The 20,464-nt window shown below is 72.2% G+C and carries 27 protein-coding genes and 1 tRNA gene; 14 read left to right on the top strand and 14 right to left on the bottom strand.

Annotated elements, in window-relative coordinates; translation table 11 throughout:
- Nucleotide 1: 1 nt before the first annotated feature.
- Nucleotides 2-919, bottom strand: a complete 918-nt coding sequence (locus tag RM445_RS23495) for a cation diffusion facilitator family transporter (protein WP_311559003.1) — start codon at nucleotides 917-919, stop codon at nucleotides 2-4.
- Nucleotides 920-976: 57 nt separating this feature from the next.
- Between RM445_RS23495 and RM445_RS23490 the strand changes: the two genes are divergently transcribed.
- A complete protein-coding gene (locus RM445_RS23490) occupies nucleotides 977-1,435 on the top strand; it encodes a DUF1707 SHOCT-like domain-containing protein (protein WP_311559002.1) in 459 nt (152 codons plus the stop codon).
- On the opposite strand, the gene RM445_RS23485 is transcribed toward RM445_RS23490, so the two are convergent.
- Nucleotides 1,413-1,979 carry a hemerythrin domain-containing protein gene (locus RM445_RS23485; RefSeq protein ID WP_311559001.1) on the bottom strand — a complete coding sequence of 189 codons (567 nt, stop codon included), beginning with the start codon at nucleotides 1,977-1,979 and terminating at the stop codon, nucleotides 1,413-1,415. The genes RM445_RS23490 and RM445_RS23485 overlap by 23 nt on opposite strands.
- Nucleotides 1,980-2,137: 158 nt before the next feature.
- Between RM445_RS23485 and sigK the strand changes: the two genes are divergently transcribed.
- Both sigK and RM445_RS23475 read left to right on the top strand, forming a co-directional pair.
- Nucleotides 2,138-2,752 (top strand): ECF RNA polymerase sigma factor SigK, encoded by a 615-nt coding sequence (gene sigK / locus RM445_RS23480; RefSeq protein WP_311559000.1) that lies wholly within the window; start codon nucleotides 2,138-2,140, stop codon nucleotides 2,750-2,752.
- Nucleotides 2,749-3,495 carry an anti-sigma factor gene (locus tag RM445_RS23475; protein ID WP_311558999.1) on the top strand — a complete coding sequence of 249 codons (747 nt, stop codon included), beginning with the start codon at nucleotides 2,749-2,751 and terminating at the stop codon, nucleotides 3,493-3,495. The genes sigK and RM445_RS23475 overlap by 4 nt, the downstream gene beginning before the upstream one ends.
- 142 nt (nucleotides 3,496-3,637) lie before the next feature.
- Here RM445_RS23475 and RM445_RS23470 read toward each other — a convergent pair whose 3' ends face one another.
- Complete coding sequence (locus tag RM445_RS23470) at nucleotides 3,638-3,946, bottom strand: hypothetical protein (protein WP_311558998.1); 309 nt, start codon at nucleotides 3,944-3,946, stop codon at nucleotides 3,638-3,640.
- On the opposite strand from RM445_RS23470, the gene RM445_RS23465 reads away from it, so the two are divergent.
- Both RM445_RS23465 and RM445_RS23460 read left to right on the top strand, forming a co-directional pair.
- Nucleotides 3,936-4,304, top strand: coding sequence for a fasciclin domain-containing protein (locus tag RM445_RS23465; RefSeq protein ID WP_311558997.1), 369 nt, complete (start codon nucleotides 3,936-3,938; stop codon nucleotides 4,302-4,304). The genes RM445_RS23470 and RM445_RS23465 overlap by 11 nt on opposite strands.
- 80 nt (nucleotides 4,305-4,384) lie before the next feature.
- The gene (locus tag RM445_RS23460) at nucleotides 4,385-5,974 is read left to right on the top strand and encodes a molybdopterin-dependent oxidoreductase (protein ID WP_311558996.1); all 1,590 of its coding nucleotides are present in this window, start codon (nucleotides 4,385-4,387) and stop codon (nucleotides 5,972-5,974) included.
- A gap of 3 nt (nucleotides 5,975-5,977) precedes the next feature.
- Here RM445_RS23460 and RM445_RS23455 read toward each other — a convergent pair whose 3' ends face one another.
- Nucleotides 5,978-6,991, bottom strand: coding sequence for a LacI family DNA-binding transcriptional regulator (locus RM445_RS23455; RefSeq protein WP_311558995.1), 1,014 nt, complete (start codon nucleotides 6,989-6,991; stop codon nucleotides 5,978-5,980).
- 85 nt (nucleotides 6,992-7,076) lie between these two features.
- Between RM445_RS23455 and RM445_RS23450 the strand changes: the two genes are divergently transcribed.
- A complete protein-coding gene (locus tag RM445_RS23450) occupies nucleotides 7,077-8,090 on the top strand; it encodes a Gfo/Idh/MocA family oxidoreductase (RefSeq protein ID WP_311558994.1) in 1,014 nt (337 codons plus the stop codon).
- Complete coding sequence (locus RM445_RS23445) at nucleotides 8,087-8,863, top strand: TIM barrel protein (protein WP_311558993.1); 777 nt, start codon at nucleotides 8,087-8,089, stop codon at nucleotides 8,861-8,863. Before RM445_RS23450 ends, RM445_RS23445 begins: the two co-directional genes overlap by 4 nt.
- Before the next feature lie 4 nt (nucleotides 8,864-8,867).
- On the opposite strand, the gene RM445_RS23440 is transcribed toward RM445_RS23445, so the two are convergent.
- Complete coding sequence (locus RM445_RS23440) at nucleotides 8,868-9,071, bottom strand: hypothetical protein (protein WP_311558992.1); 204 nt, start codon at nucleotides 9,069-9,071, stop codon at nucleotides 8,868-8,870.
- A gap of 156 nt (nucleotides 9,072-9,227) precedes the next feature.
- Between RM445_RS23440 and RM445_RS23435 the strand changes: the two genes are divergently transcribed.
- Nucleotides 9,228-10,787: a glycosyltransferase family 39 protein gene (locus RM445_RS23435; protein ID WP_311558991.1), complete on the top strand. Its 1,560-nt coding sequence runs from the start codon at nucleotides 9,228-9,230 to the stop codon at nucleotides 10,785-10,787.
- Here the strand turns inward: RM445_RS23435 and RM445_RS23430 are convergent.
- From RM445_RS23430 to RM445_RS23420, 3 genes are all read right to left on the bottom strand, one after another.
- Complete coding sequence (locus tag RM445_RS23430) at nucleotides 10,762-12,249, bottom strand: hypothetical protein (protein WP_311558990.1); 1,488 nt, start codon at nucleotides 12,247-12,249, stop codon at nucleotides 10,762-10,764. The genes RM445_RS23435 and RM445_RS23430 overlap by 26 nt on opposite strands.
- Nucleotides 12,246-13,742: a bifunctional glycosyltransferase/class I SAM-dependent methyltransferase gene (locus tag RM445_RS23425; protein WP_311558989.1), complete on the bottom strand. Its 1,497-nt coding sequence runs from the start codon at nucleotides 13,740-13,742 to the stop codon at nucleotides 12,246-12,248. The genes RM445_RS23430 and RM445_RS23425 overlap by 4 nt, the downstream gene beginning before the upstream one ends.
- A gap of 98 nt (nucleotides 13,743-13,840) precedes the next feature.
- Complete coding sequence (locus RM445_RS23420) at nucleotides 13,841-14,332, bottom strand: pyridoxamine 5'-phosphate oxidase family protein (protein ID WP_311558988.1); 492 nt, start codon at nucleotides 14,330-14,332, stop codon at nucleotides 13,841-13,843.
- Nucleotides 14,333-14,400: 68 nt separating this feature from the next.
- Here RM445_RS23420 and RM445_RS23415 point away from each other — a divergent pair, with 68 nt between their 5' ends.
- The 5 genes from RM445_RS23415 to RM445_RS23395 all read left to right on the top strand — a co-directional run bounded on the left by RM445_RS23415 (nucleotide 14,401) and on the right by RM445_RS23395 (nucleotide 16,607).
- Nucleotides 14,401-14,925 carry an isochorismatase family protein gene (locus RM445_RS23415; RefSeq protein WP_311558987.1) on the top strand — a complete coding sequence of 175 codons (525 nt, stop codon included), beginning with the start codon at nucleotides 14,401-14,403 and terminating at the stop codon, nucleotides 14,923-14,925.
- A 101-nt stretch (nucleotides 14,926-15,026) separates the two neighbouring features.
- Complete coding sequence (locus RM445_RS23410; RefSeq protein ID WP_311558986.1) at nucleotides 15,027-15,263, top strand: hypothetical protein; 237 nt, start codon at nucleotides 15,027-15,029, stop codon at nucleotides 15,261-15,263.
- 33 nt (nucleotides 15,264-15,296) lie between these two features.
- Entirely contained in the window at nucleotides 15,297-15,644 is a 348-nt protein-coding gene (locus RM445_RS23405; RefSeq protein ID WP_311558985.1) for an ArsR/SmtB family transcription factor, read from the top strand.
- On the top strand, nucleotides 15,641-16,123 hold the full coding sequence (locus RM445_RS23400; RefSeq protein ID WP_311558984.1) for an SRPBCC family protein: 483 nt from the start codon (nucleotides 15,641-15,643) through the stop codon (nucleotides 16,121-16,123). The genes RM445_RS23405 and RM445_RS23400 overlap by 4 nt, the downstream gene beginning before the upstream one ends.
- Nucleotides 16,124-16,154: 31 nt before the next feature.
- Nucleotides 16,155-16,607: a hypothetical protein gene (locus RM445_RS23395; RefSeq protein ID WP_311558983.1), complete on the top strand. Its 453-nt coding sequence runs from the start codon at nucleotides 16,155-16,157 to the stop codon at nucleotides 16,605-16,607.
- A gap of 14 nt (nucleotides 16,608-16,621) precedes the next feature.
- Here the strand turns inward: RM445_RS23395 and RM445_RS23390 are convergent, their stop codons facing one another.
- The 6 genes from RM445_RS23390 to RM445_RS23365 all read right to left on the bottom strand — a co-directional run bounded on the left by RM445_RS23390 (nucleotide 16,622) and on the right by RM445_RS23365 (nucleotide 19,812).
- A complete protein-coding gene (locus RM445_RS23390; protein ID WP_311558982.1) occupies nucleotides 16,622-17,203 on the bottom strand; it encodes a TIGR03086 family metal-binding protein in 582 nt (193 codons plus the stop codon).
- Between the two features lie 4 nt (nucleotides 17,204-17,207).
- A complete protein-coding gene (locus RM445_RS23385) occupies nucleotides 17,208-17,690 on the bottom strand; it encodes an SRPBCC family protein (protein WP_311558981.1) in 483 nt (160 codons plus the stop codon).
- A complete protein-coding gene (locus tag RM445_RS23380; protein ID WP_311558980.1) occupies nucleotides 17,687-18,049 on the bottom strand; it encodes an ArsR/SmtB family transcription factor in 363 nt (120 codons plus the stop codon). The genes RM445_RS23385 and RM445_RS23380 overlap by 4 nt, the downstream gene beginning before the upstream one ends.
- A gap of 107 nt (nucleotides 18,050-18,156) precedes the next feature.
- On the bottom strand, nucleotides 18,157-18,645 hold the full coding sequence (locus RM445_RS23375) for an AAA family ATPase (protein ID WP_397469388.1): 489 nt from the start codon (nucleotides 18,643-18,645) through the stop codon (nucleotides 18,157-18,159).
- Between the two features lie 111 nt (nucleotides 18,646-18,756).
- A tRNA-Pro gene (locus tag RM445_RS23370) sits at nucleotides 18,757-18,833 on the bottom strand.
- 34 nt (nucleotides 18,834-18,867) lie between these two features.
- A complete protein-coding gene (locus tag RM445_RS23365) occupies nucleotides 18,868-19,812 on the bottom strand; it encodes a metallophosphoesterase (protein WP_311558978.1) in 945 nt (314 codons plus the stop codon).
- Nucleotides 19,813-19,847: 35 nt separating this feature from the next.
- On the opposite strand from RM445_RS23365, the gene RM445_RS23360 reads away from it, so the two are divergent.
- A complete protein-coding gene (locus RM445_RS23360) occupies nucleotides 19,848-20,324 on the top strand; it encodes a GatB/YqeY domain-containing protein (protein WP_311558977.1) in 477 nt (158 codons plus the stop codon).
- Nucleotides 20,325-20,464 lie beyond the last annotated feature (140 nt).

Below are 20,464 nucleotides of genomic sequence, written 5' to 3'. Positions count from 1 at the left end.
ACTACCAGCTGAGCTCGGCGCAGTGCGTGTGCGCCCCCGGCGGCTCGACCTGCACGGTGAAGTGCGGCAGCCCGTGTCCGTCGGCCAGCAGGTGGCGCGCCGCCGACAGCACGGTGCCCGGGTCCGTGTCCGCGCCGATCGACAGGTGCGCCGTGCCCACCTCCATGCCGGAGGTCAGCGTCCAGACGTGCACGTCGTGGACGTCGTGCACCCCGGGAAGCGCCGCGAGCTCGAGACGCATCCGCTGCACGTCGACGTGCGCCGGCGCGGCCTGCACGAGGATCCGCACGGCCTGGCGGCCCAGCCCGAACGCCCGGGGCACCACGAAGAGGCCGATCGCAATGGCGACCAGCGGGTCGGCGTACGCCCAGCCGAAGGCCAGCGTCACGGCGCCGGCGAGCAGCACGCCGATCGACCCGAGCATGTCGGCGACGACCTCGAGGTAGGCCCCGCGCAGGTTGAGGCTCTCCTTCGCGACGGCGCGCAGCAGCAGGAAGACCACCACGTTCGCCGCGAGTCCGGCGGCGGCGGTGAGCATCAGCGGCAACCCGGGGATCGCGGGCGGGGCGCTGAACCGACGCACGGCCTCGATGACCACCCAGATCGCGACGCCGCACAGCAGCACCGCGTTCGCGAGCGCGGCCAGCACCTCGGCGCGGTAGAGACCGAACGTCCGGCGGTCCGACGTGCCGGCCCCGCGCGCGGCGGCGATCGCGGCCAGGGCCATCCCGACGCCCAGGACGTCGGTGAACATGTGGCCCGCGTCGGAGAGCAGGGCCAGCGACGACGTCGCGAACCCGACGACGACCTCGACCGCCAGGAAGGCCAGCAGGACGCCGAGCGAGATCCACAAGCGGCGGACGTGTCGCCCGCCCGCGCTGGCCTCGGTCGTGCGGCCGTGCCCGTGTCCTGCACCCACCAGCGCACTATATATGCGTATTCCTGCATAGGTGACCGACGTGCCATCATCGTCCGGGTGAGCGAGGCGACACCGGGCGTACCCGCCGAGAACATGCGGGTCTCCGACGCCGAGCGGGCGCAGGTGCAGGACCGGTTGCGCCGGGCGCACGACCTGGGCCAGCTCGACCTCACCGAGTTCGACGAGCGGGTGCGCACGGTCTGGGCCGCACGTACCCGCGGCGACCTCGCCGGCATCACCGCGGATCTGCCCGTGCCGCCGCCCGACCCGGCGAGGCCCGGGGTGTTCAGCCCGACGCCCGGCGGGATGGCGATGCGGGTGCTGACGCTGGTGTGGCTCAGCACCGTGGTCGTCAACCTGACGGTGTGGGGGATCGTCGCGCTGACCGTCGACGAGTCGGTCTACCCCTGGTGGTTGTGGGCGGCGGGGCCACCCGGTGCCGTGCTCGCGGTGCTGTACGCGACCGGCATCGGGCGAAACCCGCCGCTGACGCTCAGGCGGTGGTGCGCCCGGTGAGCTTGTCGCGCACGCGGTCCATCAGCCCCACGCCCGGACCGACGAGCTTGTGGAACACCTCGTTGTTCGGCGAGCCCGGGTGCGGGCGGGTCGGTGCCAGCTTCTTCGCCTTCTCTACCTGCTCCCGCATCTCCACGAGCTTCTCGCGCGACACGTAGGTCCGCAGCCGCGGGAACTGCTCGTCCTCCTCGTCCGTCGCGTGGTGGTGCAGCTGCTCGCGCAGCCGGCCGACCACCTCGGTGAAGCTCGCGTCGGTGGCGTCGAGGCTCTCGAGCTCCTTCATCGTGCGCTCGAGCTCCTTGTGCTCCTCGATGTCGTGCTCCACGACCTTCTTGCCGTCGGGGAAGGTCTCCTCGATCACCGGGTAGACGTACATCTCCTCGGCGACGGAGTGGCGGACCAGCTCGGTGATCACGGTGTCGGCCATGTCGCGGCGAGTCTGCGGGTCGGACATGGTCAGAATCTTGTCCAGCAGCTCGGTCGCCTCGCGGTGGTCGGCGGTGAGCTCGTCCACGACGTCGGCGCCTCGTGTCGCCTGGGTCACGGTTGCCTCCTGGTGTGGTGGGTGGTGGTCGTTCGGGAGTTGCGGAACTACCCGAAGTCGCGGCGGTCATGCTTCGCGTGCCGTCGTCACCCATCCGAACGGGTCACACCGACGAACCCCCTCCGCGTCTCCCGACGTGAAGCGGAAGGCTGGTTCCCATGACCGACCCGGACCTCGGTCCACGACGACCCGAGGCGGCCCCGGCCGTCGTCCGACCCGAGCGGGTCGAGATCGACGACCTGCTGCGCGCCGTCGCCCGTGGTGACGACTCGGCCTTCGCCCGGCTCTACGACCTGCTCGCGCCGCGCGTGTTCGGGCTGGCGCGCCGCGTGCTGCGGGACCCGGCACAGGCGGAGGAGATGGCCCAGGAGGTGCTCGTCGAGGTCTGGCGCACCGCGAGCCGCTTCGACTCCCAGCGGGGCAGCGGGCTCTCGTGGGTGCTCACCATCGCGCACCGCCGTACCGTCGACCGTGTGCGGTCCGAGCAGGCCTCGGCGGACCGGATGCAGAAGGTCGCGGCGGCGTCGGTGCACGTGCCCTACGACGAGGTCGCCGACCAGGTCGGTACGCGGCTGGAGCGCCAGCAGGTGCGCCACTGCCTCGACGGCCTCACCGAGCTCCAGCGGCAGGCGATCACGCTCGCGTACTACGGGGGCCACACGTACCGGGAGGTGGCGACGCTGCTCGACGCCGCCCTGCCCACCGTCAAGACCCGGATGCGGGACGGACTGATCCGCCTGCGCGACTGCCTGAGCGTCGAGGTGACCTCATGACGAGCCCGGACATCCACGCCCTCGGGGGCGCGTACGCGCTCGACGCGGTGGACGATCTCGAGCGCGCCGCGTTCGACCGGCACCTCGCCGAGTGCGAGGCCTGCACGATCGAGGTCGCGGAGTACCGCGAGACCGCGACCCGGCTCGCCGAGGGCTCCTGGTCCGTCCCGCCCCGGCGGATGCGGGAAGAGGTCCTCGCCCGCGCGGCCGCGACCGCACAGCTTCCCCCGAGCGGTCATCGGCGCGGTCTCGCGTCGCCGGTCGCCCGGTGGCGCCGGCTCGCCGCCGCGGCCTCGGTCGTCGGCGTGCTCGGCATCGGCGCGGCCGCGACCACCTACGCGGTGCAGGAGCAGCGGCTCGACGACCAGCGGACCACGGTCGCGCTCGCCCAGGAGCGGGCAGACCGGATCCAGGCGGTGCTGGCCGCACCGGACGCGGCGCTGCACGGCGGTGAGCTCGCGGGTGGCGGCCGGGTGACCGTGGTCGTGTCCGACACCGAGGACGCCGGAGTCGTCGTGCTGGCCGACGCCCCCGCCCCGGGACCGGACCGCGCCTACCAGCTGTGGCTCGTCCCCGACGACAGCGTCGCCCCGATCTCGGCCGGCGTGCTGCCGGCCGGCCAGGTGCAGGCGACGCAACTGATCGAGGGAGTGCGCGGCCGCGCCGCCTTCGCCGTGTCCCTGGAGCCGGCCGGTGGTTCGCCGGTGCCGTCGACCACCCCATTGGTGGGAATCTCTCTCTGATCTAGACCCATCCACCCGGCACGGCCGCTCCGAACACCTATCACGGCACCCGGACAGGGTGGACCTGAATCCGAAACGGAAACGGATCCGATCCGGCGCTCGAGTTGCGTCGTCGGAACGTGCTCCGTCCGCTCTCTCCTTTCTAGAAAGGCTTTTCCATGCGCACCATGAGGTTTGCCGTGGCCACTGCCGCAGCGATCTGCACCGTCTCGCTCTCGGCCTGCGGCGGCGGTACCGCTCCGGCGGCCGCGCCCGCCCCGGCGGCGTCCGCCGCGGCACCGATGGCGGCGCCGTCGATGGCGCCGATGTCCGGCTCGGCAATGGCTGCGGGCGACCAGTTCGGCGCCGGCTGCGCGGCCGTCCCGACCGACGCCTCGAATCCCGGCAGCTTCGCGGCGATGGCCAAGGTGCCCGTCGCGACCGCCGCCTCCGGTAACCCGGTGCTGTCCACGCTGGTCACCGCGGTGAAGAAGGCCAACCTGGTTGACTCTCTGAACAGCGCGCAGGGCATCACGGTCTTCGCGCCGGCGAACAGCGCGTTCGAGAAGATCCCCAGCAACACCCTCGACGGGGTTCTCGCCGACAACGACCAGCTGACCAAGGTCCTCACCTACCACGTGGTGGCCGGCCGGCTCTCGCCCGACCAGCTCGCGGGCACGCACAAGACGCTCGAAGGCCAGGACCTGACGGTCGCCGGTAGCGGCACCGACTTCACGGTCAACGGAAACTCGTCGGTCGTGTGCGGCAACGTGCAGACCGAGAACGCGGCCGTCTACATCGTCGACACCGTGCTGATGCCCAAGAGCTGACAATCGAGCGACTGACCCACTCGAGCCTCGGGCCCGCCGCGGAATGCGGCGGGCCCGAGGTGTGTCAGGGGAGGAAAGGCATGAAAAGAACCGCGTTTCCCGCGTTTCCCGCACTGGCGGGGGTGCTCGCGGTCGCGTCGGGCGCCGCGGTGGCCGAGCTCGTGGCGGCGCTGCTCGGGCGGCCGCAGGCCGGCACGGTGGTCGTCGTCGGGTCGGTGCTGGTGGACGCCGCACCGACGCCGGTGAAGGAGTTCGCGGTCGCCACGCTGGGCACCGCGGACAAACCCGTGCTGCTCGGCGCCATCGGCGTCGTACTGGCGGTGCTGGCGGCAGGGCTGGGGATCGCCGCCTGGCGCAACCGCGCCGTCGGGCCGGCCGGGGCGGCCGTGCTGGGTCTCGTGGGCACGGCCGCGGCACTGACCCGCCCGGCCGCGCAGATCGTCGACGCACTGCCGTCGCTGGTCGGGATGCTGGTGATCGCGGGTGCGCTGCTGCCGCTCCTGCGTGCCCTGCGTCCCGTCGTCACCGAGCGAACGCGGCGTTCGGTCAGCCTGACTTACCCAAAGCCGCGTTCGCTCACCGAGACGGGGGACGACGAGCACGACGAGGGCCCGGGCGCGGGCGTGGACCGGCGCGCCTTCCTCGGCGCCGCCGCACTCGTCGGCGCGGGCGCCGCGGCAGTCGGGGGGATAGCCGCCCTGCTCGGCCGGTCGTCGGGGGCCGCCCAGGTGCGCGAGTCGGTGCGATTGCCCGCGGCGGCCGAGCCCGCACCGCCGTTGCCTTCCGGGATCGATCCCGGCTTCGTGACCGCCAATTCCGACTTCTACCGCGTCGACACCGCGCTGACCGTGCCGCGCGTCGACCTCGCCTCGTGGCGGCTCACGATCGGCGGCCTCGTCGACTCGCCCGTGGAGCTGTCGTTCGCCGACCTGCTCGACCGCCCGCTCGTGGAGCGCGTCGTCACCCTGAACTGCGTGTCCAACGAGGTCGGCGGCCCGTACATCGGCACCGCCCGGTGGCTCGGCGTCCCGCTCGCACCGCTGCTGCGCGAGGTGGGTGTGCGCCAGGGCGCCGACGAACTGCTCGCCCGCTCCGTCGACGGCATGACGGTCGGAGCGCCGATGGCGGCGCTGCTCGACGGGCGCGAGCCCCTGCTCTGCGTCGGCATGAACGGCGAGCCGCTCCCGCTGGAGCACGGCTTCCCCGTGCGCATGCTCACTCCGGGCCTCCTCGGTTACGTCGGCGCCTGCAAGTGGGTCACCGAGCTGGAGGCGACCACCTTCGATGCCGTCGACGCCTACTGGGTGGAACGCGGTTGGGCGCCGCAGGGCACGATCAAGACCGCCTCGCGCATCGACCGGCCCGCCCCGTTCGCCCCGCTCGCCGGCGGCACCGCGACGGTGGCCGGGGTGGCCTGGGCGCAGGGGCGGGGGATCCGGGCCGTCGAGGTCCGGGTCGACGACGGACCGTGGCAGCCGGCGACGCTGCTTCCCGTGCCGTCCGTCGACACGTGGGTGCAGTGGCGCTACGACTGGGCCGCCACCGCCGGCTCGCACACACTCGCGGTGCGGGCGACGGACGGCACCGGCGCGGTCCAGCCGGAGGAGCGCGTGACGCCCTTCCCGGACGGCGCCACCGGCTGGCACACGATCACCGTGTCCGTCAGCTGACGGTCACCCGCGCGAGCGGTCAGGTGGCGCCGTGGTGCCGCGGACCACCAGGCGCGGCGGTACCACCTGCTCCCGCTCGCCCACCACGGTGCCGTCGAGGCGGGCGACGGCCCGGGCCACGGCCAGCTCCGTCATCGTCGTGGCGTCCTGCGCGACGGTGGTCAGGTCGACGTGCGACAGGCGCGCCAGGCGGCTGTCGTCGAACCCCACCACGCTCATGTCCCTCGGCACGGCCACCCCCGCGCCGCGCAGGACGTCGAGAACGCCCGTGGCGCACCGGTCGTTGAACACGGTGACGGCGGTCGGCGCGCGGGGATCGGACAGCTCGAGCAGGCTGCGGGCCGCGTCGGCGCCGTCGTCTTCGGTCAGGCCACCCGGCAGCATCAGCGCGTTGCGCCCCAGCCCGTGCCGCTGCAGCGCGCCGGTGTAGCCGCGGCGGCGTTCGGCGGCCCCGGGTGCCCGCCCGCCGTCGATGTGAGCGATGCGCCGGTGCCCGAGCTCCACGAGATGGTCGACGGCCTGCTCGAGCCCTGCCGCGTCGTCCGTCCGGACGACGTCCACCGCCCGGTGCCGCACTGCCCGGGCGACGACGACCACCGGCATCCGCGCGGCCAGCCCCGCGAGGTAGGCGGTGGGGGCCTGGGGGCCGAGCAGCACCAACGCCTCGCAGCGGTCCTGCAGGAGGCCGGCCACGGCGCGCTGCTCGTCGCGCTCGGGCGTGACCGCGCTCAGCGCCAGCTCGTAGCCCACCCGCTCCGCGGCGGTGTACAGCCCGCCCACCAGGTCGCCGTGGAAGGCGTGCTGGACGCCGAACACCACGCCGATCAGCCGGCTGCGGCTGCGGCGCAGGAGCTGCGCGCGGATGTCCGGCCGGTAGCCCAGCTCGTCCGCGACGGCCAGCACCCGCTCGCGTGTGGTGGCACTCGCCCCGGGCGCCTCCCGCATGACGATCGAGACGAGTGCCGTCGAGACGCCCGCCTGCACGGCGACGTCGGCCAGGGTGGGGCGCCGGTCCATGTTCGTCACACTACTAGAACGTTCTATTGACGAACCAGAAGCGCGTCGTGCATCGTCGACCTCTAACGTTCTAGAGGAGGACGACGTGGCGGACGTGCGGGTGGCCCTGATCGGGTCGGGACGGATGGGTGCCTTCCACGGCGAGACGCTCGCCCGGCGGATCCCGGGGGTGCGGCTCGCCGCGGTGGCGGACCCGGCTCCGGGGGCGGCCGAGCGGCTGGCGGCGGAGCTGGGGGCGGTCGCGGCGTTCACGGACGCGGCCGAGGCGTTCGCGAGCCCGGAGGTCGACGCCGTGGTGATCGCCGCGCCGGCCCGGTTCCACGCCGACCTGGTGGCCGGCGCTGCAGCGGCCGGCAAGGGAGTGTTCTGCGAGAAGCCGATGGGGCTGGCGTTGGCGGACGTGGACCGGGCGATCGACGCCGCGCGCGCCGCCGGCGTCGTGCTGCAAGTCGGCTTCAACCGGCGCTTCGCCGCCGACTGGCGCGCGGCGCGTGCCCTGCTGGACGACGGCACGCTCGGCACGCCGCGGATCGTCCGGTCGGTGACCCGCGACCCGGGTGGTTTCGACCCGTCCCGCGTCGCCCCGGACACGATCTTCAACGAGACGCTGATCCACGACTTCGACGCGCTGCGGTTCCTCAACCCCGGCGCCGAGGCCGTCGAGGTGTACGCCACTGCGGACGCGCTGGTCGAGCCGGAGTGGCGCGACAGGGGCCTGCTCGACACGGCGCTGGTCGTCGTGAAGTTCGACAACGGCGCCACGGGCGTGGCCGAGGCCTGCTTCGAGGCGGCGTACGGCTACGACGTGCGGGGCGAGGTGTTCGGCTCGGGCGGCATGGCGACGATGGGCGACGGCCGCCGCACCGGCATGGTGTTCTCCGGCGGCGCGGGGCGGCTCGTCGACACCGTGCGCAGCGATCAGGACCTGCTGCCCGACGCGTACGTCGCCGAGCTGGCGGCCTTCGCCGACGCGGTGCGCACCGGCGCTCCCGCCCTGGTGACGGGCGACGACGCCCGGGCGGCGCTCGCGATCGCGCTCGCCGCGGCCGAGTCCGTGCGGGCCGGGCGTCCGGTCCGGATCGACGAGGTGGCCAAATGAGTTTCCGGCTGGCCGTCTCGGCCGAGATGGTGTTCGTCGACCTGCCCTTCCTCGAGCGGGTCCGCCGGATCGCGGACGCCGGATTCGAGGTCGAGATCTGGGACTGGACGAAGAAGGACGTCGATGCCCTCGCCCGCACCGGCGCCACGTTCTCGTCGATGACCGGTTACGTCACCGGCACGCTCGCCGACCCGGACGGGGCCGAGGAGCTGCTGCGCACGGCCGAGGAGTCGCTCAAGGTCGCGGAGCAGCTCGACTGCCCGCGGCTCAACGTGCACGGCACGGGGCTCGACCCGCAGGGGCTTCCGGTGCTCCCGACCGACGTCGTGACCCCCGCGATGTGGCTGCAGGCGCTGAAGACGCTGACGCGGCTCGCCGAGCTGGGCGAGCGGGCAGGGCGCGTGTTCACACTGGAGAACCTGAACACCGCCGTCGACCACCCCGGCACGCCGTTCGCGAAGGCGGCGGACACGCTGGCGCTGGTGGAGGCCGTCGACAGCCCGCACCTGAAGCTGAACCTCGACCTGTACCACGCCCAGATCGGCGAGGGGAATCTCGTGGCGCTGGTCGAGCGCGCGCTGCCGGCGATCGGCGAGATCCAGGTCGCCGACGTCCCCGGGCGCTGCGAGCCGGGCACCGGCGAGATCCACTACCCGGCGGTCGCGGCGGCGCTGCACCGCCTCGGCTACGACGGCGTCGTCGGGCTCGAGGGCTGGGCGTCGGGCGACCCGGACGTGGCGCTGGAGCGGTTCCGGACCGCGTTCACGATCTGACGCGTCACGGAGCGGGGTAGTAGTACAAGTACGCCTCCGGCGGCAGCGGGATCGAGGTCGCCAGCTCGAGCAGGAGGACCACGAAGCCGATCCACCCCGTCGCGAGGCCGACGACGGAGGCGTCGCGGTTGGTCGCACCGCCCTGGGCGTAGCGGACGTAGCCGGTCCCGCCGAGCACGACGGCGGCGACGACGAGGATCCACGCCACGGCGTGGCACCTCTCACCACTCTGTCGAGGAGCCGAGCAACACTTCATTGATACGTCATGGGACGCCTGTCGTCGTCGTGATCTCCGCGGCGAACGGCGCAACGGCGCGGTGACGGTCGGATCGGCCGGCGAGCCCTGTCGATACGGTGCGCAGCGATGGCAATCGCGACCGGGGTCCTGGACCCGCCCACCGGACCCCCGGCCCGACAGCGTCGTCGCCTGCGGGTGGACCTGCTGCTGCTCCTGCTGCTGGTCGGATCGGTCGTCGCCCGGCTGCCCGCGCTCGTCAACGCGCGCGGGGTGAACTCCGACGCGGCCGTCGTCGGGCTGCAGGCGATGCACATCCTGCACGGCGAGTGGTCGTGGTTCCTGTGGGGAGCGGGCTATCAGGCGTCGTTCGACGCGGCGCTGGTCGCGGCCGGGTTCGCCGTCACCGGGCCGTCCGCGCTGACGCTGATGGCGGTGCCGCTGATCGGGCACCTGATCCTCGTCGGGCTGGTGTACGACGTGCTCCGCCGGGTCGTCGGCCGGGGAAGCGCGGCCGTCGCGTGCCTGCCGCTGGTGCTCGCTCCGCAGTCGATCAACGGCGTCGCGCTCTACGCCCCCCGGCAGTGGAGCATCACCGTCGCCGTGCTGGCCGTGTGGCTCGCCGCGCGGGCCGGCGGGCGCAGCGCGCCGCTCTGGCTGATGGGCAGCGGGTTCGTTGCCGGGTTCGCGGTCTACCTCGACCTGTTCACGCTGCAGATGATGCCCGCGATCGGGGTGTTCGCCCTGTGGTGCGCGGTCGGCGTGCCGCGGCGGGTGTGGGCGGTCGGCGCGCTCCTGCTCGGCGCGGCGGCGGGCGTCGCCGTGATCGCCTGGTCGCGGGCGCAGCCGGTGGCCGACGGGGCGAAGGCCGGCCTGACGCTGGAGCGGATCGGCGGCAACTGGACGCTGATGGTCGACCAGTGCCTGCCCTACCTGTTCGGCGTCAAGGTGTTCGTCCAGGACCCGGTGACCCTCGCGCACGTGCCGTGGCCCGCGCCGTGGCCGGTGCAGGTGATCCAGGGCGCTGCGGCGTTGGGCTTCCTGGCGGCCGTCTGCTGGGCGACGGTCGCGGTCGTGCGGCGGATCGGACCCGCGCCCGTCCGCCGGCTCGGTGCCCTGGGCCTGCTCGGCAGCGCGGCGTCGATCGGCGGATTCCTCGTCTCGACCATGCCTGCGGACCTGCTGTCGGCCCGCTACCTCGCCCCGATCATCTGGCTGGCCCCGTTCACGCTGGTGCCCGCGGCGTACGCGGTGGGCACGCGCCGGTTCGCCGTTGCGATCGCGCCGTTCGTCGTCGCGGTCGCGATCGGCGGCTGGTACGCCTACGCCCCGTACGTGCACGACGGCGTGCCGGTGCGCGACCCGCGCGGCGTCGCCCAGGACGAGGTCGTGCTGGCCGACGCGCTGCGGGCCGAGGGCGTCCACTACGCCGCGGCCCAGTACTGGCTGGCCTACCGGCTCACGTTCCTGTTCGACGAAGACCCGGTGGTCATCCCCCTCGCCGAGGCCGACGACCGGTACCGGCCCTACCGCGACGGGTTCGCCGCGGCGCCCGTCGTCGCCTACGTCTTCCACCCGTCGGAGCCGCGCGCGCAGTGGGAGACCGAGGCGGCCCGGCTCGACGCCGAGGGCACCGCCTACCGCCGCGAGGAGATCGCCGGCTTCACGGTGTTGGTCGTGCGGCGCTGACCGAGTCGTCGGGATCAGGCGGCTCCGGCTCCGGCTCCGAATTCGACTCCGCGGCGGCGGTCCTCGTTTCGTCCTTGGCGCGTCGGCCCGTGGCCCACGGCTCGGCTGCCGGTCGGCTCGCCGCCGGCTGTTGCGTCGCGGCGACCGCCACGCACAGCGCACCGATCACGAAGAAGTAGTAGTTGGCGAACGCCTGCTTGTTCAGCACGAAGAACGCCAGGAACACCGCCGACACGCCCAGCGCGAACCCGGCCGGCGTGCGCGCCGCTCGCCACAGCGCCAGGCCCATGACCGCCGCGGCCACCGCGAACGCCACCCCGGTCCCGAACGGCGGCTGCAGGTCCGGCCCGGCCAGCAGGCCCAGATAGCTCAGGGCCTCGGGCCGGAACGGCTGGTAGAACTGCAGTTCGACGACGGCCCGCAGGAACCCGGTGGGCTCCCAGAGGGCCAGCGGCAGCGTGACGAGGGCGGCGACTGCGACCGCCGGCACGACCGTCCGGCGGAGCCCCGCGAGCGACATGGGCGGCCGGGCGATGAGCAGCGCCAACGGCAGCGCGAGCACCGCGTACTGCTTCACGGCCAGGAACAGTCCCAGCACGTACGGGGCGACGCGCGGGTGCCGGGCCGCGCACCAGACCGTCGCCGCCAGGAACAGCACCACGAACGGCTCGGTCCAGCTCTGCTCCAGCACGAACAGGTTGCGCGGTGTGAACAGGAACAGCGCGGCCGCGAGCCCGCCGAGCCGTCCGCGTCGCGTGTAGGCCATGAAGGCGGCCGCCAGCGTCATCGCACCGAGCTGCGCGTACCGGACGTCGCCGCCCGCCCACTCGCCCAGCACCGACAGGAACACGCTCAACGGCGGGTAGACGAACCCGAACATGAGCCGGCCGTCGACCACCATGCCCGGGCCGTAGTAGGCCCCCGTCGTGTACGGGTTGGGGAAGGTGATCGCGTACGGGTCGACCCCGGCGAGCAGCGCGGCGACCGAGTCGCGCTGGAACATGTAGACGTCGATCATCGGCCACGGCTGCGGCTGGACCCGGATCGTCCAGATTCCCAGCGCCAGGTGCGTCGCGAGCAGGGCGAGGATCGCGAGATGCCGCACGACGCCGCGCCCCACGGCGATCCCGCACGCTGCGACGACGACCACCACCGCGGCGAGCAGGAACGTCGGTCGCCAGCTCGGCACGGCGTCGAACGGCCGGGCGGGCGTCCGCTGCAGCATCGCCCAGAGCTGCCCGACCAGCGCCACCACCAGGACCGGAGGCAGCATCCGGCCGAGCACGGCCTCGAGGGTGCGGTGGCTGGGCAGCACGACCGCCAGCAGCACGGCGGCGACCGCGACCGTCAGCCAGACGAACGCCGCGGGCCTGCCGTAGCCGTCCGCGATCTGCACCGCCGCGCCCACCGCGACGGCACCGAGCGCGGCCAGGAAGGACGTGAGCCGCGTGTCGGCTCTCACTCGCGCGGGGCCTCGCTCCGCGAACGGGAGTCTTCGAGCACGAAGCGGACGTTCGGCGTGCAGTCGGCCACCACGAAGATCTGGTAGGAGAACAGCGTCCGGCTCAGCCGGATGAGCAGCTCGTTGACCCGCACCGCGACCCGGCCCAGGCTGCCGTCGCCGAGGACCTTGGGCCACGGCGCCGGGACGCCGCGCACCTCACGCAGGCGGAAGCCGGAGTCGACGAGCAGCCGCTTCAGGCTGCGGAAGGTGAACAGCCGGGTGTGCGTGCGGTCCAGGATTCCCGCGTTGCCGTAGTTGAACTGGCCGAACAGCAGCATCAGCCGCTGGGTGGCGAAGCCGACGTTCGGGGTGGTGAGCACCAGCGTCCGGGGACCGTAGTCGAACTGGTCGACGAGCTGCTCCAGGAACCCCTCGGGGTCCTTGAGGTGCTCGATCACGTCGAGCATGAGCAGGTGGTCGTACTTGCGGGCGTCGAAGACCGGTGGCTCGTCGAGGTTCTGCTGGATGACCTCGACGTCGCCGGGCGCGTCGGGCGCCGGGAACTGGTCGACGACGGTGACCTCGCACCCCTTGGCCACCAGCTCCTGCGCCATCCGGCCGGGCCCCGCGCCGATGTCGAGCACCCTGCTGCCCGCGGGTACGGCGTCGAGCGCGAACTGGTGGCTGCTCGGGTAGCCGAGCTTGACGTCGTAGTGGCTGTTCGCGTGCCCGTCGTCGTCGAGGGGCTCGAAGCGGCGCTGGTTGAACACCCCGACGCCGTGGGCGACCATCTGGAACGTCGTCAGGGTGACGTCCTTGGCGTACCGGACGCCGTCGACGTAGCAGATCTCGTCGCCGTAGTGGGTGGGGATCGGCACCTCGACGATCCGCTGCCCGGCGTTGAGCAGCTGGATGATGATCTCGGTGTCGAAGTGGAAGTCGTTCGAGTTCAGCGGGAACCGGATGCGCCGCAGGGCCGGCACCGAGTAGGCCCGGTAGCCGCTGTGGAACTCGCTGAGGCGGGTGCGCAGCAGCGCGTTCTGCATCGTCGTGAGCATCCGGTTGCCGACGTACTTGTACAGCGGCATGCCGCCGCGCAACGCACCGAAGGCCGTCATCATCCGGCTGCCGAACACCGCGTCGGCCCGGCGGTCGCGCAGCGGGGTGAGCAGCCGCGGCATCTCCTCCGGCGCGTACTGGCCGTCGCCGTGCAGCAGGACCACGATGTCGAACCCGCGCTCGACCGCGAACGTGTAGCCGATCTTCTGGTTGCCGCCGTAGCCCTGGTTGAGCTCGTTGCGGAGCACCGTCATCCGGATCTCGGAGTGCGCGCGCTGGTACTCGCGCCCGAGTGCGTAGGTGCGGTCTTCCGACGCGTCGTCGACGACGAGGATCTCGCAGTCGTAGTCGTCGCGGACCTGTGCCGGGATGCGCTCCAGCACGGACGTCAACGTGGACTCGGCGTAGTACGCGACGATGAAGACAAGCAGCCGAGGCCGTGCGTCCGACATGGGTTCGAGGGTAACTGGTGGTTCCGGCGGTCCCGCCGGGCGCAATGGACTTCGAGGTAACGATCGGGCGTTGACGCGGGCTCCGCCGGATCCTGAACTCAGTGCTTGCGGACGACGTGCTCGGAGGCGCCGTCCCTCCAGACCGTCACGTCCATGTGCCCGCCGCCGACCTCGACCGCGGCCGCGCCGACGAGGTGCGTGGCGAAGAAGTGGTCGAATTCCCGTCCACGCAGGTCGAAGCCGGTCTCCTCGTACAGGTTCCTCGCGTAGCGCTGGTGCAGCTCCGCGTCGTGGACGTCTTCGACGGTGCCCCACACCTTCGCGTCGCCGTCGGTGACCTGGGTGTCGACCGTGGCGGTGTGCAGCGAGAACCGCGGGTTCGCCAGGAGGTCGCGGAACTTCGCCGTGCCCGGCATCCCGCCGATCCACAGCGTGCCCTCGAAGAACCGCGGCTCCATCGGGCTGATCCGCGGGAACCCGTCCGGCCGCAGGGTCGCGAGCATGCACAGGTTCCCGGCGGCGGCGTGGCGGCGGACGAAGATCTCGGCGATCCGCGGGGCGGCCGCGGCGAACTCCTCCCAGGTGGCCACGGCGGTGAACGCTAGCGACGTCGGCCGGCGGGTGCACTACTCCTTCTCCCTGCGTTAGCGTCGGCCTCGTGCTGCTCACCGCCGCGGGTGCCGTGCTGCTGCTCGTCGACTTCCAGCAACGGCTGGTGCCGGCGATCCACGACGGTGGGACGGTGGTCGCACGGGCCGTCCGGCTCGCCGAGGCCGCACAGGTGCTCGACGTGCCCATCTGCGCGACCGAGCAGTACCCGACTGGGCTCGGGCCGACGGTGCCCGAGCTGGCCGCCTACCCGCAGAACGTCGTCGAGAAGACGAGGTTCTCGGGCGTGGCCGACCCGACGCTGCTGCCTCCGGGCGCGCGGGAGATCGTGGTCGCGGGGGCCGAGGCGCACGTCTGCGTGCTGCAGACGGTGGCGGAGCTGCTGGCGGGCGACCACCGCGTCGTGGTGGTGGCGGACGCCGTCGGTTCGCGTGATCCCGCGGACCGCGACGCCGGGCTGGAGCGGATGCGGGCGCACGGGGCCGAGGTCGTGACGTCGGAGATGGTGCTGTTCGAGTGGCTGCGCGACTCGATGCACCCGCGGTTCCGCGAGGTGCAGAAACTGCTGCGCTGACCCAATCCTTGCAGTGGCCCGGCGCCGAACCACCGAGCATGCTGGATGAACTCGGCTTCCCCCCGAGACGACCGACATGTCACGGGGGGAAGACCGTGTGGATGAACCGTGGCCGGCGTGCCCGCCGCGCCGATGCCGACGTCCTGCGCAGTGCCGCCGTGCGGTTGCGCGACGACCCCGACCTCGCCCGGCACGTGGGCCTCGCAGGCCCCGACGACGCCGCGGCGCTCGCCGCCCTGCTCGACCTGCTGGCAGCCGAGCTCCCACACGTCGATTCCACGATCCGCCGGTCGGCCGTCGAGTCGTGCGGGCGTCTGCTCGGCGGACGTCGAGGTTGACGGCACGAGCCGGTCGCCGCAATAGTTAGGCTCGTGCCTAACCATGGGGCCGGCGTCGTGGACGTCGACGGCGTGTTCCGCGCGTTGTCCGATCCCACGCGCCGCCAGGTCGTCGAGCGCCTCGCCCGGGGCCCCGCGACGACCAGCGAACTCGCGCGCCCCTTCGCCATGGCACTGCCGTCGTTCACCCAGCATCTCGGTGTCCTCGAACGCCTCGGGATGGTGACGTCGGAGAAGGCCGGACGGGTGCGGACCTACCGGCTCGCACCCGAGCCGCTCGAGGAGGTCGGCAGCTGGCTCGATGCGCAGCGGGCGCTGTGGAGCCGGCGGCTCGACCAGCTCGACGTGCTACTCCACGAACTCAAGGAGCAACAGAAGTGACGACATTCGCCCCGAACCCGGACCTCGATCTCGTCCTCGAGCGCAGCGTCGCCGTCGCGCCCGGGCTCGTCTGGAAGGCCTGGACGACCCCCGAGCTGGTCGCCCGGTGGTTCGCCCCGCGGCCGTGGTCGGTCGCGGCCTGCGAGATCGACCTCCAGCCCGGTGGCGCGTTCCACACCGTCATGCGTTCGCCCGAGGGCGACGAGTACCCGAACACCGGATGCATCCTCGTCGTCGAGGAGAGCCGCACGCTAGCGTTCACCTCGGCGCTCGGCCCGGGCTTCCGCCCGCAGGGTGGGGACGGCGGCGTCGCCTTCACCGCGGTGATCCGCATCGAGCCGGACGGCGACGGCACCCGCTACACGGCGACCGCCATCCACGGTGATGCCGCCACTCGCAAGCAGCACGAGGAGATGGGCTTCGGCGAAGGCTGGAGCGCGGCGCTGGACCAGCTGGTGGAGCTCGCCGAATCGCTCTGATCCCGCTCCGCCGTGCGTAGGCTCGCTCGGCGTGGGACACCTGCCCGAGATCGACGTCCACGGCCGGCCTGTCTCGGCGTCGCCGGACCGTGCCTGGCGAGCACTCGTCGCTGTGCTCGCCGGCACGTTCCGGGACGTTCCGCAGCCGTTGGCCGTGGCCTGGGGCCTCGAACCCCGCACACGCACCGACGACTGGGACCACCCGCAGGTCGGCAGCACGATCCCCGGGTTTGCGGTCGCGGAGATCGATCCACCGCGGATGTTGACGTTGCGCGGGGGGCATCGGTTCTCGCGCTACGAGTTCCGGTTCGCGTTGGACGACGCCGGGCCGGGTCGGGTCGAGCTGCACGCTCACACCTCGGCGGCCTTCCCGGGGCCGCACGGGCGCATCTACCGAGCGTTCGTGATCGGAACCGGCGGGCATGCCGCCGCCGTCCGCCGGTTACTGGAGAACGTCGCCCGACGCGCCGAGCGCCCTGCCTGAGCCCACGGCTCCGGTCACGTCATGAAGGCGGTCGGGGTCCACGCCGGATCGCGGCCGATGAAGCCGAGCATCTTGGCCTGGACGTCGGCGTCGTCCGGTACCGCAACCTTCGGGCCATATTGGCCCGACTGGCGGAGCAACTCGTCGATCGGCTCCATGCCGGCCAGCAGATCCGCGCAGAGCGCCGGGTCGAGCCGGTCGTCCTGGCCCGTGGCGCGGGCCAGGTCCCAGGTGTGCATGAACACGTCGGAGATGTAGAAGCGGTCGATGGCCTGGTCCAGCGGGACCTCGCCGATGTGCGGGTTGGACAGCATGCGGCCCGCGGTGGCCGGGTCGTCGAGCACCGCCTGCACCGCATCGACCTGGTGCTGCCAGGCGGCCACCGGGTCGTCGTCGACCGACGGACCGGGCGGGAGCCGGACATCGCTACCGGAGGCGAGGAAGGCAGGGAACCACTCGACGAGGTGGCGCACGACGTCGCGCGCGGTCCAGCCGGCCACCGGGGCCGGCACCGTCCAGTCGCGGGTGCCACGCACACGCTCGGAGAAGGCGCCGGCGTACCGGCGGTGCCGGTCAGCGGGGGTGTCATCCGCCATGGGGTCAGACACTGCCATCGGTGATCATCCGATCCAGCTTCGCGTAGCCCTCGTTGACGCCGACCTCCATGCCGCTCCGCAGCCAGGCGTCGCGGCCCTCGATGCTGTCGACCAGCGACTGGGCGTGCAGCCGGGTGCGGCCGTCACCGAGGTCCTCGAACGTCAGGGTCTCCAGCGAGACGCCTTCCGGCATGCCCTCCCAGGTGAAGGTCTGCACGATGCGGTTCGGGCCGACCTCGTGGAAGCTCCCGTGGAAGCCGTACTCCTGGCCGTCGTGGATGTTCAGGAAGCGCCAGCTGCCCCCGGTGCGCGCGTCCCAGTAGTCGATGGTGGTGCTCACCGAGTTCGGGCCCACCCACTGCCGGTAGATCTCGGGGTCGGTGTGCGCGCGGAGCAGCTGCGCGGGGGTGGCGGCGAAGTCCCTGGTGATCCGGATGATCGGCAGGGTCGGGTCGGCCTCGATGGTGGCCTCGGCGGTGGTGTTCATGATGCGGTTCCTTCCTCGGGTCGGGCTTCTGCGGTCTCGTCGTCCTGCATGGCGGCCAGCACGGCGTCCAGCCGCCGGTAGCGCTGTTCCGCCTCGCGGCGGTAGCGCTCGATCCACTTCGTCATGAGGTCGAACACCTCGGCTTCCAGGTGCACCGGACGCCGCTGCGCGTCGCGGCTGCGGGTGACCAGGCCGGCCTCCTGGAGCACCTTGAGGTGCTTGGAGACCGCCTGCATGCTCACGTCGTACGGAGCGGCCAGCTCGCCGACCGTCGCGTCCTCGGTGGCGAGGCGGGCGACGATGTCGCGGCGGATGGGATCGCCGAGGGCCGCGAAGACCTTGGAGAGTCGGTCGTCCACTTCAGTCCCCCTTTCGCCCTCAACTTGCTGGTTGAACAACCATAGGATTGGAGACAAGCCGTTGTCAACCGTGAAGTTGAGAACACGAGGGGGCAGCACTGCGGCGGTCAGGTGTCTGGACGCGGGAGCGTGGGCCACCGGTCAGAAGCCCACGCCGGCCAACTCTCGAACGGTGTCGGAGGCGGAGGAAGCGAGCAGCCTTGGAGCTCGTCGGGCATGGGCGGTGTGAACAGGGCGCGGAACCGATCATGATCTTCGATGGCCATCTCGAAGATCTCATCCGGAGACTCGCGCCACCGCGCATCTGCGCGCTGCCTGCGCTCATCTTCGGGAAGAGTCAGGTAGTGCAACTCGAAGTCGGCACCGGCGCGGTTGGCGATCGCGCGGAGGGCGTACCGCTCCTCCGGGGACCAGCAGCCGAAGCCGATGATCACCGACACGCCCGCTCGCAACACCTGGTGGCCGACCCAGATGAGTCGGCCATCCAGAACGTCGCGCTTCCCACCGAAGTCGGCCCAACGGAGCCCGAACAGCGGCGCCATCCATTCGTCGGGTGTAAGCCCCCGTTCCCTAGCTGGGGCCACGCAACCACTCATGCTCGGGATCCGGCGATCATGCGCACCCGCGTGCTGCCTCGGACCTGCCCGTCAACGACGAACGGCCTGGTCGTCGGGCTCGTATTGAGCCGCTGACCAGGCCGTTTGATTTGGTCGGGGTGACAGGATTTGAACCTGCGACCTCTTCGTCCCGAACGAAGCGCGCTACCAAGCTGCGCCACACCCCGATGGCCCGCACTCTTCTGCGGGCCGCGATCGAGTCTAGCCGACGTCCGCCGACGTCTTCGCTGGGGTATCCGCCGCTGCGTGCGGGTCGGCGGGGCGGGCGACGAGGGTCAGCAGGCTGGCTTCGGGCGGGCAGCAGAACCGGGCGGGGGCGAACGGTGAGGTCCCGAGCCCGGCGGATACGTTCAGCCGCATGTGGCTGCCCCACCGGGAGGCGCCGCGGGCACGGGAGCGGTCGATGCCGCAGTTGGTGACGATCGCGCCGTACAGGGGCAGGCGGAGCTGACCGCCGTGGGTGTGACCGGCGAGGACGAGGTCGTAGCCGTCGGCGGCGAAGGCGTCGAGGACGCGGGGCTCGGGGGAGTGGGTCAGGCCGAGCTTGAGGGTGGCGTCGGCGTCGGGCGGCCCGGCGATCATGTCGTATCGGTCGTGCTTGATGTGCGGGTCGTCGACGCCCGCGACCGCGATCTTCACGCCCGCGACGTCGACCGTGAAGCGGGTGTGGGTCGCGTCCTGCCAGCCGCGCTCGATCAGCGCCGCCCGGAGGTCGCGCCACGGCAGGGCCTCGCCGTGCACACGCTTCTGCCAGGAGGGGACGAGGTAGCGGGCGGGGTTCTTGAACGTCGGACCGAAGTAGTCGTTGCTGCCCCAGACGAAGAGCCCGGGCCGCGACAGCAGCGGCTCAAGAGCGGCGAGGACGGCGGGCACGGCGCGGGGATGGGCGAGGTTGTCGCCGGTGTCGACGACGAGGTCCGGCTCCAGCTCGGCGAGCGCCGCCACCCAACGCTGCTTGGAGCGCTGGTTGGGCGTCATGTGCAGGTCCGAGAGATGGAGGACCTTGATGTCGCGCGTTCCGGGAGGGAGCACCGGGAGGGTCGCCTGGCGGAGGGTCCAGTGCCGGCGCTCGATACCGGCTGCGTAGGCGACCGTGGCCGCCCCTGCGGCGACGACTCCGGTGGCGGCCCGCACCCAGCTGTTCACCGCTGCAGGGTACGTGTGGGCTAGCGTCGCAGATTGTGAGCACCCTCAAGGAGCGTCTTCGCGCGGACCTCACCGCGGCGATGAAGGCGCGCGACGAGCTGGTCAAGTCCACCCTGCGCATGACGCTGACGGCGGTCCACAACGTCGAGGTCGCAGGCACGGAGGCACGGGAGATCGACGACGCCGAGGTCCTCCAGGTGATCACCAAGGAGGCCAAGAAGCGCGCGGAGTCGGCCGAGGCGTTCGCCGCTGCGGGCCGCGACGAGCTGGCGGCGCAGGAGCGGGCGGAGGGCGAGATTCTCGCGCGCTACCTGCCGCAGCAGCTCGGCGACGACGAGCTAGCCGTGCTGGCGCGCGACGCCGTGGCCGCCGTCGAGGCCGAGACGGGGCAGGCGCCCGGCCCGCGGCAGATGGGGCAGGTCATGAAGAAGGCCCAGGCAGCCGCGGCGGGGCGGGCGGACGGCAAGCGGGTGTCGGCGGCCGTGAAAGCGCTGCTGGTCGCGCCCCAATAAGCCGCTCGCACACAGGGTGGATTCAACCGATCCTCGCAACACCTCGATCATGGAGGTGTCAGGTGGGGCGGCAGCCAGGATGGATGGTCACGATCACGGGACGACCGGCGATGCGGTCGCCGGGCCGCCCGCCGATCCGC

It is taken from the genome of Pseudonocardia charpentierae (genome assembly GCF_031845345.1).
Lineage (GTDB): Bacteria > Actinomycetota > Actinomycetes > Mycobacteriales > Pseudonocardiaceae > Pseudonocardia > Pseudonocardia charpentierae.
Note: the sequence above shows the minus strand (reverse complement) of the source record. Positions and strands in the feature narration are given on the sequence as shown.

What these genes read in the sequence shown, in the direction of transcription:
- sigK (WP_311559000.1), top strand. Translation starts at nt 2,138, where the DNA reads ATGACCGACCCGGACCTCGGTCCACGACGACCCGAGGCGGCCCCGGCC.
- RM445_RS23475 (WP_311558999.1), top strand. Translation starts at nt 2,749, where the DNA reads ATGACGAGCCCGGACATCCACGCCCTCGGGGGCGCGTACGCGCTCGAC.
- RM445_RS23460 (WP_311558996.1), top strand. Translation starts at nt 4,385, where the DNA reads ATGAAAAGAACCGCGTTTCCCGCGTTTCCCGCACTGGCGGGGGTGCTC.
- RM445_RS23455 (WP_311558995.1), bottom strand. Translation starts at nt 6,991, where the DNA reads ATGGACCGGCGCCCCACCCTGGCCGACGTCGCCGTGCAGGCGGGCGTC.
- RM445_RS23445 (WP_311558993.1), top strand. Translation starts at nt 8,087, where the DNA reads ATGAGTTTCCGGCTGGCCGTCTCGGCCGAGATGGTGTTCGTCGACCTG.
- RM445_RS23435 (WP_311558991.1), top strand. Translation starts at nt 9,228, where the DNA reads ATGGCAATCGCGACCGGGGTCCTGGACCCGCCCACCGGACCCCCGGCC.
- RM445_RS23425 (WP_311558989.1), bottom strand. Translation starts at nt 13,742, where the DNA reads ATGTCGGACGCACGGCCTCGGCTGCTTGTCTTCATCGTCGCGTACTAC.
- RM445_RS23410 (WP_311558986.1), top strand. Translation starts at nt 15,027, where the DNA reads ATGAACCGTGGCCGGCGTGCCCGCCGCGCCGATGCCGACGTCCTGCGC.
- RM445_RS23390 (WP_311558982.1), bottom strand. Translation starts at nt 17,203, where the DNA reads ATGGCGGATGACACCCCCGCTGACCGGCACCGCCGGTACGCCGGCGCC.
- RM445_RS23385 (WP_311558981.1), bottom strand. Translation starts at nt 17,690, where the DNA reads ATGAACACCACCGCCGAGGCCACCATCGAGGCCGACCCGACCCTGCCG.
- RM445_RS23375 (WP_397469388.1), bottom strand. Translation starts at nt 18,645, where the DNA reads ATGAGTGGTTGCGTGGCCCCAGCTAGGGAACGGGGGCTTACACCCGAC.